At 68.3% G+C, this 14,890-nt stretch carries 15 protein-coding genes and 2 pseudogenes; 9 read left to right on the top strand and 8 right to left on the bottom strand.

What is annotated here, in order from left to right; all coding sequences use genetic code 11:
* Positions 1-194: 194 nt before the first annotated feature.
* Both ACX28W_RS39555 and ACX28W_RS39550 read left to right on the top strand, forming a co-directional pair.
* A complete protein-coding gene (locus tag ACX28W_RS39555) occupies positions 195-899 on the top strand; it encodes a recombinase family protein (protein WP_459004967.1) in 705 nt (234 codons plus the stop codon).
* A pseudogene (locus ACX28W_RS39550) lies at positions 805-1,332 on the top strand (recombinase zinc ribbon domain-containing protein); the annotation flags it as partial. The gene ACX28W_RS39555 and the pseudogene ACX28W_RS39550, both read left to right, overlap by 95 nt.
* Positions 1,333-1,938: 606 nt before the next feature.
* Here ACX28W_RS39550 and ACX28W_RS39545 read toward each other — a convergent pair.
* Complete coding sequence (locus ACX28W_RS39545; RefSeq protein WP_459004971.1) at positions 1,939-2,508, bottom strand: CDP-diacylglycerol diphosphatase; 570 nt, start codon at positions 2,506-2,508, stop codon at positions 1,939-1,941.
* Positions 2,509-2,832: 324 nt separating this feature from the next.
* Between ACX28W_RS39545 and ACX28W_RS39540 the strand changes: the two genes are divergently transcribed.
* Positions 2,833-3,390 (top strand): TetR/AcrR family transcriptional regulator C-terminal domain-containing protein, encoded by a 558-nt coding sequence (locus tag ACX28W_RS39540; protein ID WP_459004966.1) that lies wholly within the window; start codon positions 2,833-2,835, stop codon positions 3,388-3,390.
* Between the two features lie 58 nt (positions 3,391-3,448).
* Here the strand turns inward: ACX28W_RS39540 and ACX28W_RS39535 are convergent.
* The 3 genes and pseudogenes from ACX28W_RS39535 to ACX28W_RS39525 all read right to left on the bottom strand — a co-directional run.
* Positions 3,449-4,105: pseudogene (locus ACX28W_RS39535) on the bottom strand (alpha/beta fold hydrolase); the annotation flags it as partial.
* A gap of 46 nt (positions 4,106-4,151) precedes the next feature.
* Entirely contained in the window at positions 4,152-4,715 is a 564-nt protein-coding gene (locus tag ACX28W_RS39530) for a GNAT family N-acetyltransferase (RefSeq protein WP_459004965.1), read from the bottom strand.
* Positions 4,716-4,743: 28 nt separating this feature from the next.
* Positions 4,744-5,613, bottom strand: coding sequence for a hypothetical protein (locus ACX28W_RS39525; protein ID WP_459004970.1), 870 nt, complete (start codon positions 5,611-5,613; stop codon positions 4,744-4,746).
* 263 nt (positions 5,614-5,876) lie between these two features.
* Between ACX28W_RS39525 and gcl the strand changes: the two genes are divergently transcribed.
* The gene (gene gcl, locus ACX28W_RS39520; protein ID WP_459004964.1) at positions 5,877-7,661 is read left to right on the top strand and encodes a glyoxylate carboligase; all 1,785 of its coding nucleotides are present in this window, start codon (positions 5,877-5,879) and stop codon (positions 7,659-7,661) included.
* Positions 7,662-7,987: 326 nt separating this feature from the next.
* On the opposite strand, the gene ACX28W_RS39515 is transcribed toward gcl, so the two are convergent.
* From ACX28W_RS39515 to ACX28W_RS39500, 4 genes are all read right to left on the bottom strand, one after another.
* On the bottom strand, positions 7,988-8,218 hold the full coding sequence (locus ACX28W_RS39515; protein ID WP_459004963.1) for a hypothetical protein: 231 nt from the start codon (positions 8,216-8,218) through the stop codon (positions 7,988-7,990).
* Between the two features lie 477 nt (positions 8,219-8,695).
* Complete coding sequence (locus ACX28W_RS39510; protein ID WP_459004962.1) at positions 8,696-9,589, bottom strand: 2-hydroxy-3-oxopropionate reductase; 894 nt, start codon at positions 9,587-9,589, stop codon at positions 8,696-8,698.
* Between the two features lie 24 nt (positions 9,590-9,613).
* Positions 9,614-10,477: a TIM barrel protein gene (locus ACX28W_RS39505; protein WP_459004961.1), complete on the bottom strand. Its 864-nt coding sequence runs from the start codon at positions 10,475-10,477 to the stop codon at positions 9,614-9,616.
* Positions 10,478-10,842: 365 nt separating this feature from the next.
* Positions 10,843-11,673 (bottom strand): CAP domain-containing protein, encoded by an 831-nt coding sequence (locus ACX28W_RS39500; protein WP_459004960.1) that lies wholly within the window; start codon positions 11,671-11,673, stop codon positions 10,843-10,845.
* A gap of 520 nt (positions 11,674-12,193) precedes the next feature.
* Between ACX28W_RS39500 and ACX28W_RS39495 the strand changes: the two genes are divergently transcribed.
* From ACX28W_RS39495 to pucL, 5 genes are all read left to right on the top strand, one after another.
* Positions 12,194-12,445 carry a YkoF family thiamine-binding protein gene (locus tag ACX28W_RS39495; RefSeq protein WP_362088414.1) on the top strand — a complete coding sequence of 84 codons (252 nt, stop codon included), beginning with the start codon at positions 12,194-12,196 and terminating at the stop codon, positions 12,443-12,445.
* Positions 12,442-12,810 (top strand): helix-turn-helix domain-containing protein, encoded by a 369-nt coding sequence (locus tag ACX28W_RS39490; RefSeq protein WP_459004959.1) that lies wholly within the window; start codon positions 12,442-12,444, stop codon positions 12,808-12,810. Before ACX28W_RS39495 ends, ACX28W_RS39490 begins: the two co-directional genes overlap by 4 nt.
* A 125-nt stretch (positions 12,811-12,935) precedes the next feature.
* Positions 12,936-13,529: a 2-oxo-4-hydroxy-4-carboxy-5-ureidoimidazoline decarboxylase gene (gene uraD, locus ACX28W_RS39485; protein ID WP_459004969.1), complete on the top strand. Its 594-nt coding sequence runs from the start codon at positions 12,936-12,938 to the stop codon at positions 13,527-13,529.
* The gene (uraH, locus tag ACX28W_RS39480; RefSeq protein WP_459004958.1) at positions 13,526-13,933 is read left to right on the top strand and encodes a hydroxyisourate hydrolase; all 408 of its coding nucleotides are present in this window, start codon (positions 13,526-13,528) and stop codon (positions 13,931-13,933) included. Before uraD ends, uraH begins: the two co-directional genes overlap by 4 nt.
* 5 nt (positions 13,934-13,938) lie before the next feature.
* Positions 13,939-14,841: a factor-independent urate hydroxylase gene (pucL, locus tag ACX28W_RS39475; protein ID WP_459004957.1), complete on the top strand. Its 903-nt coding sequence runs from the start codon at positions 13,939-13,941 to the stop codon at positions 14,839-14,841.
* The last annotated feature ends 49 nt before the right edge of the window (positions 14,842-14,890 follow it).

Genomic DNA, 14,890 nt, shown 5'->3' with positions numbered 1-14,890 from the left:
CAGCTCGACGCACCAGACCCCGCTCACCTGCGCCGACAAGGCACCGCCGCTTCCCTCCGACCTGATCCGCCGGACAGTCCCTAACTCGCAGTCAAAAACCAGTACACATCGGTAAGATCCCCTGAAAAGCAGATGGCCCCGGCAGCCTTGCGACGCGTACCAGGGTCACCCTGCCAGTCTCAGGGAGAGCTGACGTGGCCAGCACCCTCACATCTGCCATCGACGTCACCGCCGGAGCAGGCAGAGGCTTCGACATGTTACGAGCCGTCGACTACCTCCGCGTCTCCACCGAGGAGCAGGCCAAGGGCTACGGCATCAGCTACACCGGCAAGCGCACCACCAACCACATCCGCAAGAAGGGTCGGGACCACGTCGGCACCTATGCCGACGAGGGCTACAGCGGCAGCCTGGACCACACCGAGCGCCCAGACCTCAAGCGCCTTATGGCGGAAGCCCAGCAAATCCCGTGCCCCTTCGATGTCGTCGTCGTCCAGGAAGAGCGCGCCATCGGCCGACGCGACCGCGCCTTCTGGCCGTGGGTGTGGAAGCTCGAAGACCTTGGCATCTTCGTCGTCGTCCGCGGCGACTACGACAACACCACCGAGGCCGGCCGCAGCCGCATGCGTAAGGAAGCCGACCGCGCCGAAGACGAGCGCATCACCATCCGCGACCGCACCCAAGGCGGGCGCCAGGAGAAGGCGGAACTGGGCGGACACGATGGCGGAGTCGCACCTTACGGCTACCGCATCGAAAACCAGGGCAAGCGGGGAGAGAGCCGCCTCGTCCTCGATACCGGGGAAGAACATGCGGGATACCCCACCCTCCACCGAGCATGGAAGCTCATCGTCGAGGAAGGAAAGTCGCCGGCTGAGGTCGAGGACACCTTCAACGCAGAGTAGGTCCCTGGCCCCACCAGGGACTGCTGGCCCCGCGGATCCCTCCGCAACATCCTCACCGGCCGAGCCGTACAGGAATCCCAGCGCATCTTCCGCGACCCCCAAGGGATCCAAGACCCGCATCGACGCGGCCGGCGCCCCTGTCTTCGGGGAGACGGTGGTCATCCGACTCGACCCCGTCTTCACCGAGGAACAGCTCAAGTTCCTCAACACCGCACTCACCAGGACCTCGCGCGGACCACGCACCTCCGACGAGGCCATCCACCCCCTCAGCACGTACATCTACGGCACGTGCGGCAACCACTTCACCGGGGCCGGCAAGACCGGACGAGCCCAAGTCCCCGTGTACCGCTGCACGGGCCGGCAGCACAGGGCCAAGGGCCAGAAGAAGTGCACCTGTGCCCAGATCGACGCTATCGCTCTGGAGACCAAGGTCTGGTCGGAGATCTGCCAGCTCCTGGAAGACCCCGAACGGCTCAAGAGCATGACTGAAGATTGGGTCGAGATGGTCAAGAGCAACGGCATCGACTACGCGGCTCGGATCCTCGAACTGGACGAACAGATCGAGGAGATGGACGCCACCATGGACGCGACACCCCAGGCCACGGCTCGCCGGTCCAAGCGCAGAGGAATCGACGCACAGGCAACCCAGGAAGCCATCGAGCGCGCGACGCGCGAGTTGGAAGTGGAACAGGCACGCCTGGAAAAGCTCCGCCGCGAAGCCATCGCCTGGCAGGAGGAGATGGAGCATACGGTCGACCGCGCCAGGGATCTTCAGAAGCTCGCCGGCTTGGCGCGAGTCCAGCTCGCTCGCTGCCGGGCGGGCGTCCGCCGCGTGAGTCTTTGCGCAGGCGGGCAGCCTGGCTGTCGTCCCTTGTCGGCCAGGGCCACGCCGGGCCGGCCTGGTGCGGTGCGTGAGTCGGCCGACGGCCAGAGCGTCGACCGGGTGGTCGAGGGCCTCCTGGAGAAATCGCTCGCTGCGGTGAAGGTGGCGGGCCACGTCGCCCGTGGTGGCTTCGTCCCGACCCCGCGCCACCGATCCTCAGGTGACATCCATGAGGTGGTCGCAGGTGTCGGTGCCGCCCCGAAGATAGTTGTCACTGTTCAGGACGTAGTAGCCACTGGACCGTGGAATCAGGACCATCATCTGGTTCTCCATTTCACTGTCCGTCGTGAGCACTTTATGCCTGAGCAGAGCGAAAAGGTTGTTGGCGAAATTCTCAACCCGCATCACCCGGTAGTTGCGCGTCTGCGACGAGTCGTGGCCGTTCACGGGGAGAACCGTACCTTTCCACTTCCCTGGATCCGAGGAGATCTCCTTGTCATTGGCCTTGAGATACTTCAACGCGTCAGGAGCGAAGGCTGCCATGTGGATGTGCAGTTGATCCTGATTCCGCCTGTACTTGGAATTGATGCCGAGGCCCACATCCGCCCCTCGGCCGGGGAAGTAAGTATGAACCTTCATCGCGGCGGCAGCCCAGTAGTCCGTGGCGCTGCTCGCCCAGATCCTGGGGCACTCGATGCCCGTGATCCGGTCGGTGGGAACCAGCAGGAAGTGCACTTTGCTTCCGCTGTCACCGCGTGTCACCGCGTACCGACTGTCAACCTCCATGCAGGGGCCAGGCTGCTCTTTGACGCACCTCTGGATTTGCTTCCAGAGCCATACGTCGTCCGTCGGGCTGCCGCACACGTCGCTGGGGAGAGTGACGTCGACCGCCTTCTCTCGATTCTCCGTGGACACGGTATACCTCCGTTGCGATCGGATTAGCCGAAATCGTTTACCCCGCTCATGGGTACAGGAAATTGCGTAGAGCACGCCCACTGGCGGATCATGTCGACAGGCAGCGAAGAAAACCGCTGAGGTTCAACTTCCGACTGTCGCTTTGCAGTTGGCTGGACAGCGCGAACATGCCTGTCGCTCAGGTTCGGGAAAAGGATGTTGACCGTCGGCCGGGCCGCGGTCACCGGGATCGACGCTTTGCGCCTGCTGCAATTTTATAGCCGCCCAGCCAGCCGCGCATCCGCTGGCGTTCATGGGACGATGTCGGATTCACCGGGCAGTACAGCAGCGTGTGGAATCCCCGTCAGATCGAGTCGGACGAGGAGCACTTCCTGGCAACTGAAGGAAACCCATGAGGAGTTGGCTGCGGAGCAGGGTGATGGACGCTCAGGTCGGCGCCCCCTCGGCTTCGCCGACTCCGTCGTCGGGGTATTGTGCTCGGCTGGGTTCACCGACGACGACACGGCCCGCGCGGCGCTCGCCGTCGTCGACTTCACCGCTGGGAACACCCTCGAGGAGCAGGCGGCCGGCCAGGCGAGGAACGCGGCACCCGCAGCCCCCGAGCGGCTGCGCCAGGCGGTGGTCGAGGGGAACTTCCCTCACCTCGGCGCGGCTACGTCTTCCTCGGCACCGCAATCACCGCAGCTCTGGTCATCCGGCTCCGCACATGTCTGCCCGGACAGGTCCTGGGAGCTGTCCCGAACAGTGCCGTAACCACCCTGGTGGCCGACGGCTTTGACGAGGGTCTCTCAGATTCATCCGTCCGTGCTCCCATGAAACCGGCGAAGTCGTCGCGATGGAGGCTGTGCCCGGCCCCGCCCACCGTCCGGACCTCGAAGCCGTGCTCCGTCAACTCCCTCTTCATCACGGGCGGTACCAGGAAACTCGGGTCGGCCACCAGCACCAGTGAGGAAACCACCGGCCGCGCGGGCGTCCGGTCGATGGCGTGCACGCCGAAGACCGCGTGGGCCGTCTCCGGGTCCCCTGCCGCGAGTGCGGCCAGCTCGACGTCGACGTCAGCCTCGGCCCACCGCGGGTTGAGGGCGGTGATCATGTCTCGGGTCGCGTCCTTGAAGTCCGTGAAGAGGGAGGGGCCGACGCCCTCCTTCTGCTTCAGCGCCCACGCCGGGTCGCAGTACACGGCGCGCGAGGGTGCGAGCCGCTCGACAGCCAGCGCGAGCGCCGTGCCCCCAAGCGCCAATTCCGGACTCTGCGGGCGGGTTTCCACGAGGTCGTCCGCCCAGCTCTGCGCGCTGTAGTCTCCGCGACCACTCGCGCCGTGTCCGCGCAGATCGACGGCGATGACGCGGTAGCCCTTGCCCGCGAGCGCGGGTCCGACGCGCCGCCAGGTCCTGTGGTCGGACATGATCCCGTGGACCAGGGCGGCGATCCGGTCACCGTTACCCCATTCGCGGGTGTGCAGCTTCATCGACGCGCCTTGCTCGACCCGAGTCCGGATCATCGTGATCAACGTGTCATCGAACAGGCTCCCGAACTGCCCTGCTCCTGTCCACCGCCCTTCGCATACAGACGCGCGGCCATCTGTCCAGGCCGTGCTCGGTCTCCGCGGCGCGGATTCTCCGTAGCCCCGGGGTGAGTTCGGCTTCCTCAAGGACGCGGAACCCGATGCGCAGGTAGTACGGAGCGTTCCAGGGGACGTCTGCGAAGGTGGTCAGCGTCAGGCCGGCCAGGCCCTCCTCGCGCGCGTGGTCGGCGGCGCACGCGAGGAGGGTCCGGCCCACACCCCGGCGTGCGGCCTCGGGGTGGACCGAGACCTGTTCGACGTGCAGCGCGCCGTCCACCGGCTCGGCGATCAGATACCCGCGAGGGTGGCCCCCGTCCTCGCCCCCGTCCTCGTCCCCGTCCTCGACGGCGACCCAGGCGCGGCCCGCCCGCCGGTAGCGGTCGAGCTGTTCGACGGTGGGTGGCTCGTCGTCGGCGATGTCGTCCATGCCCAGGGCCCGGAACGGTTCCCCCGCGGCGCGTTCGATGTCCTGGAGGGCCGCGAGTTCGGCGATGACGGCGTGGCGGATGCGCATACGTCGATTGTGCTGGGTGTGCCCGGTATCAGGCTCCGGTCGCGATGAGTTCGTCCGCGTGGCTGTTCACCGGCTGCGGGGTGCCCGTGAGGTCGAGGACGAAGAGGGGGACGCCGAGGGCGTCGGCGCGGTGTCGGGCGTCGTCCGCGTAACCGGAGAGGGAGAAGTAGACGCATCCCGTGGATTCCGTCATGGCCGTCAGCCACAGGCACTCCACGTCGCGCAGGGAGGCCGGGCGGACGGTGGGGTCCACCTGGGCCAGGATGCCCCGGGCCGCGAGGCCGATTCCCGACGGGGGGCGCTGGTCCGCCCTGCGGATGTCGCGGTAGCCGAGCCACCGCAGATACAGCGCGGCCGCCGTGACGGCGTCCCGGGCGGTGCGGATGGTGACCGGCTGGAACGCCGGGCGGGGTGTCGGGGCGGCGCCGGGGAGGGGGACGTGGTTGGGAAGGACGGGGGATCTAGGGGCGGCGGGCGCGCGGTCGCCCGGGACGGAGCCGGGCGAGGCCGGTGACGTCGCGCCGGTGCCGGGTGCCGATGTCTCGGGGGTACGCGGCGCGTTGCGCGGGGCCGGGTCCGGCTCGGGGTCCGCCTGGGCGGCGGTGCCGGGCATGACCTCCGCGCGCAGGGGGCGCCGTACCCCTCGTACCGGAATCCGCAGCGTGGTTCCGCAGGAGCAGCCCAGTTCGGGATGGGGCCACTGGTCCTCGCGGCCGCAGCTGTCGCAGGGGACCGTGACCCAGTCCTCGTCCCAGGTGCGGTGGGTGACCGGTGCGGGGTCCCCGAGCCGGTCGAGCGGGGGCGTGACGGGGGCGCCGCACGCGCAGGGGTACGACGGCGCGGCGAAGAGATGCTCGCGACGGCAGGCCGGACACCGCACCGGCACGCTCTCGGGCATGGGCCACTCCAGCACGTCACGTCGGGACAGCGTGTCCATCGTCCTCCAGGGAGAAGGCCTCCGACAGCGAAACGGTCCGACAGCAGCACATCCATCCCCCTGCGGATCCCGCCCGTGCCCACCCTTGACGCCCCTTGGCACGCCACTTACATTACTTCCAGATAGTAGAAATTAGTTTCCGCAATACGGAATACGCGCGGGAACGATGCAGTGTCGAACAAGTGCAGTGACTCTGTAAATGCCAGCCGAAGTCGGAGTTCTCCATGGCTCGTATGACCGCTGCCCGCGCGGCAGTCGAGATCCTCAAGCGCGAGGGCGTCAGCAACGCGTTCGGCGTCCCGGGCGCGGCGATCAACCCCTTCTACGCGGCGCTCCAGGCCTCCGGCGGGATCCACCACACGCTCGCCCGCCATGTCGAGGGCGCCTCCCACATGGCGGAGGGCTACACCCGGACCCACCCGGGCAACATCGGCGTCTGTGTCGGTACGTCGGGACCGGCCGGCACCGACATGATCACTGGCCTCTACTCCGCCATCGGCGACTCGATCCCGATCCTCTGCATCACCGGCCAGGCGCCGACCGCCGTGATCCACAAAGAGGACTTCCAGGCCGTCGACATCGCCTCGATCGCCAAGCCGGTGACCAAGATGGCGGTCACCGTGCTGGAGGCCGCCCAGGTCCCCGGCGTCTTCCAGCAGGCCTTCCATCTCATGCGCTCCAGCCGCCCGGGCCCGGTCCTCATCGACCTGCCCGTCGACGTCCAGCTCACCGAGATCGAGTTCGACCCGGAGACGTACGAGCCGCTCCAGGTGTACAAGCCCGCCGCCACCCGCGCCCAGATCGAGAAGGCGCTCGCACTCCTCAACGAGTCCGAGCGCCCGTTGATCGTCGCCGGCGGCGGTGTCATCAACGCCGATGCCTGTGAACTCCTTGTCGAATTCGCCGAGTTGACGGGTATCCCGGTCGTCCCGACCCTGATGGGCTGGGGCGTCCTGCCCGACGACCACGAGCTCAACGCCGGCATGGTCGGCCTGCAGACCTCGCACCGCTACGGCAACGCGACCTTCCTGGAGTCCGACTTCGTCCTCGGCATCGGCAACCGCTGGGCCAACCGCCACACCGGCAAGCTGGACGTCTACACGGCGGGCCGCACCTTCGTGCACGTCGACATCGAGCCCACCCAGCTCGGCCGGATCTTCGCCCCGGACTACGGCATCGCGTCCGACGCGAAGGCCGCGCTGGAGCTGTTCGTCGAGGTCGCACGTGAACGGAAGGCGCAGGGTCGGCTCCCCGACCGCGCCGCGTGGGCCGCGTCCGCGCAGCAGCGCAGGGCGACCCTCCAGCGCCGTACGCACTTCGACGACATCCCGATCAAGCCGCAGCGCGTCTACGAGGAGATGAACAAGGCCTTCGGCCCGGAAACCCGGTACGTCTCCACCATCGGCCTCTCGCAGATCGCCGGCGCCCAGATGCTGCACGTCTACCGGCCCCGCCACTGGATCAACTGCGGCCAGGCGGGCCCGCTCGGCTGGACCGTCCCGGCCGCGCTCGGTGTCGCCACGGCCGACCCTCAGGCGCAGGTCGTCGCGCTCTCCGGCGACTACGACTTCCAGTTCATGATCGAGGAACTGGCCGTCGGAGCTCAGCACCGGATCCCGTACGTCCATGTCCTGGTGAACAACTCCTATCTGGGCCTGATCCGTCAGGCGCAGCGGGCGTTCGCCATCGACTTCCAGGTCAAGCTGGAGTTCGAGAACATCAACTCGCCCGAGCTCGGCGTCTACGGCGTCGACCACGTCAAGGTCGTCGAGGGGCTCGGCTGCAAGGCGATCCGCGTCACCGACCCGGCCGAGCTGGGCGCCGCCTTCGAGCAGGCCAAGAAGCTCGCCGCCGAACATCAGGTGCCGGTCGTCGTCGAGGCGATCCTGGAGCGCGTCACCAATATCTCGATGTCCACGACGAACGACATCGGCAACGTCGTCGAGTTCGAGGAGATCGCGACCGAGCCGGGCCATGCGCCCACCTCGATCAGGACGCTGAAGGTCTGACGCGCGACGGTCGGGTCGGCGTATGACAGTCGGTTCGGCGTAGACGGTCGGTTCGGCGTAGACGGTCGGTTCGGCGTACGACCGCCGAGGGGCGGCTCGATCCGGGGGGAGAGCCGCCCCTTCGGCCTGCCCGGGCGTGCCCGGACAGGCCGAAGGTGTCCCCCGTGACGAGGCCCGCCGCCCCCGTGTCGGCGGGCCCCGTGTGCTGAGAATGTGCCCACACCCGGGGTGAGTTGAAGCCCCTGGGGCCGTGTTCAGAGCTTGATTTGAGGATTCCGTAGGCCTCGTACGTCCGGTGGGGTACGCCGGGGGCGCGGGACGTGTCCTCAGCGGGCCGGGTGCTCGGTCAGCCCCGGCCAGTCGTCGGGACCGCCGCCCTGCCAGTCGATGATGTCGCTCTCCTCGACCTCGATCTCGTCGAGGTCGATGTCGGCCCGCCGCAGAATCTCGACCACGTCGTCGAGGTGATAGGCGATACCGAGGGTGTCGTCACCCGAGGTGACCCGCCGCGACCCGTCCAGACCCGGGGTGTGCACGACGATGCTGGGATAGTCCATGCCCTCAGGCTCCTGCGCCACGGCGGAATCCGCACCCGGAGCGCACGGCGGAGCGCCGCTTACGGGAGTGTCCGTACGCGGCGCTCCGGGCCGGTGAGCTGTGAAGTTGTCGATCGGTTGATCCGTCGATCGTGCCGTGTGCCCTGCCCTGCTGTGCCCTGCCCTGTCGTGCCGTGTGGCTGGGACCGCGGCGGGTGCGACGGAACCGGGGCCGGCCTTCCCTCAGGTCGAGAAGGGGGCCTCGGGACCTTCACCACCGCACTGGCTCGCAGGGCCGCCGCGGTCCTCGCCGTGCCCGCGCGGTGCCGGGCGACCACCCCTCAATCCGGGCCGCTCGGTCGTCGCGGGCTGCGCGCGCGGCCCTGACTTTCCGTCAGGGACGCACGCGGGCCCAGGAATTCGGTTGTGGTGATTCCGGGCGGCACCGCCGCCTGGGCGCGACAGGACAGATGTCGGCGGTGGCGCCGCCCGGAGGTCTCAGAGCTGGGCGCCGGAGAGGCGCTCCACGGCCCGCAGCAGGGCCGAGTGGTCCAGGCCGCCGTCGCCCTGCGCACGCAGGCTGGCGACCAGCTGGGCGACCACGGCGCCGACCGGCAGCGCCGCGCCGACGTTGCGGGCCGCGTCCGTGACGATGCCCATGTCCTTGTGGTGCAGGTCGATGCGGAAGCCCGGCTTGAAGTCGCGGTTCAGGAAGTTGTCCTTCTTGCGGCTCAGCACGGTGGAGCCCGCGAGCCCGCCGCCCAGGACGTCCAGCGCCGCCTTCAGGTCCACGCCCGACTTCTCCAGGAAGACCACGGCCTCGGCGCACGCCTGGATGTTCACCGCGACAATCAACTGGTTGGCGGCCTTCACGGTCTGGCCGGAGCCGTGCGGACCGCAGAGCACGATGGTCTTGCCGAGCGCCTGGAAGATCGGCTCGGCCGCGTCGAAGTCGGCCTGCTCGCCGCCGACCATGATCGACAGCACGGCTTCGACGGCACCGGCCTCGCCGCCGGACACGGGGGCGTCGAGCACGCGGATGCCCTTCGCGGCGGCGGCCTGCGCGAGGTCCATGGAGGTCTGCGGCGTGATCGAGGACATGTCGATCAGCAGTGCGCCGGACCTCGCGTTCTCCAGGATGCCGTCGGGGCCGTACGCGATGGCCTCGACCTGCGGGGAGGCGGGCACCATCGTGATCACGACGTCGGCGTCGCGCACGGCCTCGGCGATCGAGCCGGTGGCGGTACCGCCGGCCGCGGCCAGCCGCTCCAGCTTGTCCTGCTCCAGCGTGAAGCCGGTGACGTCGTACCCGGCCTTGATCAGGTTCTCCGACATGGGGGAGCCCATGATGCCGAGCCCGATCCACGCGATCTTGGGAAGGTTGCTGCTCATGCGGGTGCCTCTCTGACTGCTGTGCTACGTCTGGGGGTTGCCGCGTGCCGCGCGTGCCTCGTGGGTCTCGTGGGGGAGCCAGTCGAAGGACTCGGCGCTCGGGCGGTCGCCCGGCTTGTACTCCAGGCCGACCCAGCCCTCGTAACCGGCCTTCGCGAGCTGGTCGAGGAGGTTCTCCAGCGGGAGGGTGCCGGTGCCCGGGGCGCCGCGGCCGGGGTTGTCGGCGATCTGTACGTGGCCGGTCCTGGCGGTGTACCGCTCGATGATCGAGGACAGGTCCTCGCCATTCATGGACAGGTGGTACAGGTCCATGAGGAACTTGGCGTTGCCGAGACCGGTCGCCTCGTTGACCTTGTCGACGACGGCGATGCCCGCCGGGGCGGTCACCAGCGGGTAGCGCGGGGACTCCGGCTTGTTGAGGGTCTCGATCAGGAGCACCGCGCCGATCCGGTCGGCGGCCCGGGCCGCGAGGACCAGGTTCTCCAGCGCGAGCGCGTCCTGCTCGGCCGGGTCCACGCCGTCGACGCGGTTGCCGTACAGGGCGTTGAGGGCCTTGCAGCCGAGCGCCCCGGCGAAGTCCGCCGCCACGTCGATGTTGGCGCGGAACCTCTCCGACTCCGCCCCCGGGATCGACAGCGCGCCCCGGTCCGGGCCGGGCAGTTGTCCGGCGTAGAAGTTCAGGCCCGTGAGCTGGACGCCCGCGTCCTCGATCGCCCGCTTCAGGGCGTCGAGCTCGGGCCGCTCGGGGGTGGGGGAGTCGACCCAGGGCCACCACAGCTCGACCGCGGTGAAACCCGCCGCGGCGGCGGCCGCGGGGCGCTCCAGAAGTGGGAGTTCCGTGAAGAGGATCGACAGGTTGACGTTGAAGCGCTGGTCTGCAAATCCCATCGGGGCGGGCGCTCCCTTCTGTGCTGGTGCCGCCGGACCGGCGACTGCGTCCCGGATTTCCGCATGTTTCCACATTGTGGAAGTTCATTTCTGCTTAATGGAAGATTGCCGCCGTGTGTTGGGGCTTGTCAAGAGGGGGCTGCCGGAAATCGCCGCCGCCCGCGGCCGACCCTGCCGACCCTGGCGGCACGCGAAAAGCCGTACCCATCCGAACTGCGGATGGGTACGGCTCACGGGTGCGCGGTGGCGCGGTCGGGTGGATCAGTTGTCGTGGTGGAGGGTGTCGTCCTCGTCCATGGTCGGGTGGGCGTGGCGTGCGGCGGGGTCAGGAACGCCGCGACGGGTACGGGAGCCGACGCGAGCGGTCAGCGGGCGGTGCCGAAGTCCTGCGTCCAGTAGTCGTTGGGCTGCGCGAGGCCGACGCCGATCTCCTTGAAATCGCAGTTCAGGATATTTTCCTTGTGGCCGGGGCTGGACATCCAGCCCGCCATGACCTCCTCGGGGCTGGAGTATCCGTACGCGACGTTCTCGCCGTAGGTGCTCCAGGTGTAGCCGGCGGCCGTGATCCGCTGGGCCGGATCCGAACCGTCGGAACCCGTGTGCGACATGTTGCTGTGGCTCGCCATGTCCGCGCTGTGATCCTGGGCGGCCTTCGAGAGCTTCGCGTTCAGGGTCACCGGGGAGCAGCCGGCCTTGCTGCGCTCGCTGTTGACCAGGCTCACGACCTGAGCCACTGCGTCGGAGGCCGGGGCCGCCGCCTCGGAGGCGCTCGGGGATGCGGCTTCCGTCGAGGCGGGTGCAGCGGCTTCCGTCGAGGCGGGCGCCGGCGCTTCCGTCGAGGCGGGTGCGGCGGCTTCGGTCGAGGCGGGTGCGGCGGCTTCGGTTGAAGCGGGTGCGGCGGCTTCGGTCGTGGCGGGCGCGGTGGCGGTCGGCGAAGCTGGCGTCGGGGACTGGGAGGTCCGCTCGCGGTGCTTCCACCGCTCCTTCGAGGACGCGTTCTTCCAGGTCTTCCACTGACCGTAGGACTCGGTGGCCGTGGCGGCCGTGGCGGCCGCGGTGGCCGCAGTGGGCTCGGTTGCCTCGGTGCCCTGATCGTTCAGACAGGCCATGGCGGCGGACGGTACTGCCAGCGCGCCCAGTGCGACGGCGGCGATGGTTATCTGCCGATGGCGGGTCTTCCTGCGGTGCTTGCTCATGCGGACCTCTCTCGGCCGTTGCGGGGGCGCCTCCGGTGGGGTCTGCTCGGCACGGGCGGTGTGCCTGAGCTGCGGTGACGCCTGCTGGGGCCGTCATTGTTAAAACCTGAGTGAGTGAGGGGCAATGAGCGCCACTACTACCCGGCCTCGTAGGCCTAGAGCGGCCTTGAATCGGGCGCACGGGTGTGCCGACCCGGCTCACTGGAACGCGGCAAGGCCTGGCGCTCCGTCAGAAGGCCCCACATGCCCGGCGAGCGGAGTGAAGGAACCGGGTGGAGCGCATGCCTTTGGATCATGTGCGCTGTATGTCTGTTTCCGGACGGCAAGTCTGTCTATATCGCCCAAGCTCCAAGTACTACCGGACCCCGTTGATACGGGAAGTCGGCGTGATGGATGTCACTTCGAGTCGCTGCAACCATTTCCGGCGGAGGCATCCGCGGCCCGTGCGCGACCGCGGCGGTTTAGGGTCGCCTTGTGGCGGCCCGAGCTGCGTCCGTCGTGAGTTTGATGTGGGAGCGCAATGCGATTGAGAGTGGAGTTCACGACCGAACCCTTCGACCTCGACGAGGCGCCCCCGCACGCGCTGGTCGCCCGCGAGGTCATCGAGGCGGCCGAACTGGACGCCGTGGACGTCGGCCCGTTCGGCAATACCGCGGAGGGCGGTGCGGACGTGGTGCTCACCGCGGTCGACGCGCTGCTGCGCAAGGCTCTGGAGGCGGGCGCCACCCGGGTCTCGTTGCAGGTGAACGTGGTCGGGGAGGGTGATAAGTGACCGGTGTCGGGGACGATCCCTTCATTACGGCGGTCAAGCCGCTGGTGGACGCCATGGGCGGCGAGATGGTGGCGCCGGACCAGGCCGGACCCGACGACGTCGTGCTCTCCTGGGAGGGCGCGGACGTGGTCGCCGTACGGCTGCCGCAGCTGGCCGACTCGCTCGATCACATCCTGGCCGCCCTGGAGCGCAAGCGGGGCAAGCCGCTGGCCGACCTCGACCGCAAGGCCAAGCAGGAGGTCGTGCGGATACTCGAGGCTCGCGGCGCCTTCTCCGTGCGGCACGGGGTGGAGACGGTGGCGAGCGCGCTGGGCGTGAGCCGCTTCACCGTCTACAACTACCTGAACCGTGAAAAGGATTCCTGAGCAGCGAAAACGCCAGGAGGGGTGCTCTCTCGCGCCGCGCCGTCGTGCCCGCGTGACCCGCCGCCGTCCGGACTCCCCGGGCGGCGGTTTTTGTTACTCGAAGTTTTCAACAAAGTGTTGACGTGATGTTTCCGAGGGCGTTAGCTAGCCGCAGCCCGTCCAGCACAAGGCCACGGAGGCTTCCCGTGACTTCGAGTACGCCACCCGGCAGTCTCGCCCGGTTCAACGCCCTGGAGGAGCAGGCGGCCTACGCCGCCCTCCACGAGGTGTGTGCCTCCTCGGCGTGGGTGCGCGGGTTGCTCACCCGGCGCCCGTACGCCACCCCCGAGGCCTTCTTTGCCGCGAGCGACGCCGTCATGGCCGAGCTGACCACCGCCGACCTGGCGGAGGCGATGGCCGGGCACCCGCCGATCGGCAGGCCGAAGCCCGGGGACCCGACCTCCTCCCGGGAGCAGCGCGGCATGGCCGGCGCCTCCGCGGACCTCAAGGCGGAGATGCTCGAACTGAACCTGGCCTACCAGGAGAAGTTCGGCCACGTCTTCCTGATCTGCGCCACCGGCCGGACCGGCGAGCAGATGCGCGACGCGGTCAAGGACCGGATCGGCAACTCGCCCGAGCGGGAGCGAGAGATCGTCCGCTCCGAACTGGGCAAGATCAACCGTATCCGTCTGGCGCCTCTCGTACAGCAGGAACTCGTACAGCAGGAAGATGAGGCATGAGCACCGACACCACAGCGTCCGTGTCCACGCACATCCTGGACACCAGCGTCGGACGCCCCGCCGAGGGCGTCGCCGTCCGGCTCGCGGCCCGCGCGGGGCATGACGGGGACTGGCAGCCGCTCGGCGGCTCCGCGACCGATGCGGACGGGCGGTGCAAGGACCTCCCGGCCCTGCCGGAGGGGACCACACACGTACGGCTCGACTTCGCGGTCGAGGCGTATTTCGAGAAGTCCGAGAACAAGCAAGCCGATGCGCAGCAGGACGCCCCCGCGAATCGGGACAGCGGTGCGAGCGGAGTGTTCTTCCCGGAGGTGGCGATCACCTTCGCCGTCACGCCGGGCGAGCACTACCACGTGCCGCTGCTGCTCAACCCGTTCGGCTACTCCGTTTACCGAGGGAGCTAGCAGACATGCCGACGTTTCTGGGACAGAACCAGTACGGCAAGGCCGAGAACCGCGTCGTCAAGATCACGCGGGACGGTGCCACCCACCACATCAAGGACCTGAACGTCTCGGTGTCGCTGAGCGGCGACATGGACGAGGTCCACTACTCCGGCTCGAACGCGAACGTGCTGCCGACCGACACCACCAAGAACACGGTGTACGCGTTCGCCAAAGAGCACGGCATCGAGTCCGCCGAGCAGTTCGGCATCCACCTGGCCCGCCACTTCGTCACGAGTCAGGACTCGATCCACCAGGCCCGTATCCGCATCGAGGAGTACGCCTGGGAGCGCATCGAGACCTCCGACGCGGACGACGTCAAGCACTCGTTCGTACGGAAGGGCCAGGAAACCCGGCTGACGCAGATCACGTACGACGGTGAGTCGTGGGAGGTCGTCTCCGGCCTCAAGGACCTGACCGTGATGAACTCGACCAACTCGGAGTTCTGGGGCTACGTCAAGGACAAGTACACGACGCTCCCCGAGGCGTACGACCGCATCCTGGCCACCCAGGTCTCCGCCCGCTGGCGCTTCAACTGGAGCGGCGACGAGCAGCGGATGCCCGACTGGGAGAAATCCTACGACCAGGTCAGGAAGCACATGCTGCAGGCCTTCGCGGAGACGTACTCCCTGTCGTTGCAGCAGACCCTCTACCAAATGGGTTCGCGCATCATCGAGCACCGCGGCGAGATCGACGAGGTCCGTTTCTCCCTCCCGAACAAGCATCACTTCCTGGTCGACCTCAAGCCGTTCGGGCTCGAGAACGACAATGAGGTCTACTTCGCGGCCGACCGTCCCTACGGTCTGATCGAGGCCACCGTCCTGCGCGACGGCTGCGAGCCGCACATCCCGGTGGACCTCACCAACCTCTGAAACCTCCAGGTATCCCCTCCTGCGGCACCCGTGGCGTCGACAGCCGCGG

Source organism: Streptomyces sp. SD15 (assembly GCF_054462255.1).
Note: the sequence above shows the minus strand (reverse complement) of the source record. Positions and strands in the feature narration are given on the sequence as shown.